At 72.8% G+C, this 2,100-nt stretch carries 2 protein-coding genes; one reads left to right on the top strand and one right to left on the bottom strand.

The window, feature by feature from the left end:
- Window positions 1-113: 113 nt before the first annotated feature.
- On the bottom strand, window positions 114-1,133 hold the full coding sequence (locus E1285_RS44745; protein ID WP_132160977.1) for a LacI family DNA-binding transcriptional regulator: 1,020 nt from the start codon (window positions 1,131-1,133) through the stop codon (window positions 114-116).
- An 83-nt stretch (window positions 1,134-1,216) separates the two neighbouring features.
- Here E1285_RS44745 and E1285_RS44740 point away from each other — a divergent pair, with 83 nt between their 5' ends.
- Entirely contained in the window at window positions 1,217-2,014 is a 798-nt protein-coding gene (locus E1285_RS44740) for an SDR family oxidoreductase (protein WP_132160976.1), read from the top strand.
- Window positions 2,015-2,100: the final 86 nt, after the last annotated feature.

The raw sequence follows: 2,100 nt of genomic DNA, 5'->3' as shown, positions 1-2,100 counted from the left end.
GGGGCGGACTGGGCGGGGACGGGACGTTCGGAAGCGCTCATGCGGACCTCGCTCGGGTCGGTGGCCGTCCACGGCCTTTGCTGGATGCCGAGTCCAATAATCCCATGGCGTGTCTAAGTGGTCTCCCCCGGCAGGATCGTGAACGCCTGCGCCAGGGAAGGCGCCCCGCCGGGCGCGGCCGGTCCGCCGTAGGTCCTGGCGAGGGATCGGCGGAAGGGCCGCAGGAGCGCGGTGACGTCCCCCGTGACGGTCGTCAGCCGGGGAGCGACCACCTGCCCGACGTCGAGGGACTCGGCGCCGACCAGCGCCACGTCGCCCGGCACGGCCAGCCCGAGCCGCTGCGCGGCGAAGACCAGGGCCAGGGCCACCTGGTCGTTGTAGCAGGCGATCCCGACCGGCCGCCCGCGCCGTTCGACGAGCTTCTCCAGCGCCCGGTACGCGCCGTCCGGCTCGATGGGAACGTGGATCCGGTCGGGCGGGTCCAGGTCCTCGGCCGCGCAGAACTGGGCGACGGCCCTCGCGCGCTCGCGTCCGTAGGGGTCGTCCCGGGCGTCGGACAGGAACGCGTACGCCAGCTCCGTGTACCCGCGCGAGCGCAGGTGCCGGGCCTGCACGAGCCCGATCCGGTCGTTGCCCCCGGCGGACGTCTCCGGCGAGAGCACGGGGCAGCCGGCCCCTTTCAGGATCTCCAGGTCGGGGGCGAGCAGCCCGCCCAGGTCGACGATCCCGGCGGGCCGCAGCGTCTCGACCAGGTGCTGCAGCCGGATCGGCGACGTCCCGCTCCCCTGGGACGGGCTGAAGTGCACCACCATGTTGAAGCCGAGTTCGGCGATGTCGGCGGACAGGACCTCGACGACGTCCTGGAGCCGCTGGAAGGTCGCGTACGGCACCACGACGACGATGAAGTCGCTGCGTCCCATGACCAGCGCCCGGCCCGCCGCCGAGCGGACGTATCCCAGCGCCGCCGCCGCGCTGCGCACCCGTTCGACGGTGTCGGCGTTGAACCGTTCGACCTGGTCGTTGAGGACGTGGCTGACCGTGGCCCGGGAGACGCCCGCGAGGCGGGCGACGTCCACGCTGGTCGCCGGGCGCGCGGGAGCCGCCGGGTCGCCGCTCTCCGGTCGCCTGGGCACGTCATCTCCCGAGAGGAATCAATTCGAGACATGTACTATTTTCGAACTATACAGCTCGGGCCCGCTCGCGCAGGGAGACGTGGATGACGGAGACGGCGGATGAGGGCGAGACGGCGGATGAGGGCACCCACCGGGGACGGCGTGCGCTGGTGACCGGTGCCGGGCAGCGCATGGGACGCGCCATCGCGCTGGAACTGGCCCGCGGCGGCGCCGAAGTGGTCGTCAACGACCTGGACCGCGAGCGGGCCGGCGCCGTGGCCGACGAGATCGCCAAGGCCGGTGGCCGCGCCACGGTATCGGTCTTCGACGTCACGGACTGGGCCTCCGTCGAGGAGGCGGCCCGTACCGGCGGCCCGGTCGACATCATCGTCAACAACGCGGGCAACGCCGGCCGGACGTCGGGACCGGCGGCCACCGACTTCACGCCCTTCATCGAGACCACGCCCGGCGACTGGGACGCCTTCCTCGGCGTCAACCTGTACGGGGTCATGCACACGGTGCGGGCGTTCCTGCCCGGCATGGTCGACCGGTCCTGGGGGCGTGTCGTCACGATCATCTCCGACGCCGCCCGGGTGGGCGAGCAGCGGATGGCCGCGTACTCGGCGGCCAAGGCGGGCGCGGCCGGGTTCAGCCGGGCGATCGCCCGGGAGGCGGGCCGCCACGGCGTCACCGCCAACTGCGTGTCCCTCGGGACGATCGCCTACGACGACTCCGAGATGCCCGGCGACGTCCAGGCCAGGCTGCTCGCCCGCTACGCGGTCAAGCGGTTCGGCCGGGCGGAGGAGGTGGCCGCGCTGGTCGCCTTCCTCACCGGGCCGGAGGGGGGCTGGATCACCGGCCAGACCTACCCCGTCAACGGCGGCTACTCGTCGGCGTTGTAGCCCGGCGCGGTCCGCGGGCGGTCAACGCCTCCGGCGGTCTTGACAAGACACAAGTCGAGATGTGTATGGTCGGCCCACCTTCACCC

The sequence above is a fragment of the Actinomadura sp. 7K507 genome (assembly GCF_004348425.1).
Taxonomy (GTDB): Bacteria; Actinomycetota; Actinomycetes; order Streptosporangiales; family Streptosporangiaceae; genus Spirillospora.
This window is presented reverse-complemented; position numbering and strand designations above follow the sequence as displayed.

Excerpts from the sequence above, each read along its gene's own strand:
- E1285_RS44740 (WP_132160976.1), top strand. The coding sequence starts at position 1,217 with ATGACGGAGACGGCGGATGAGGGCGAGACGGCGGATGAGGGCACCCAC.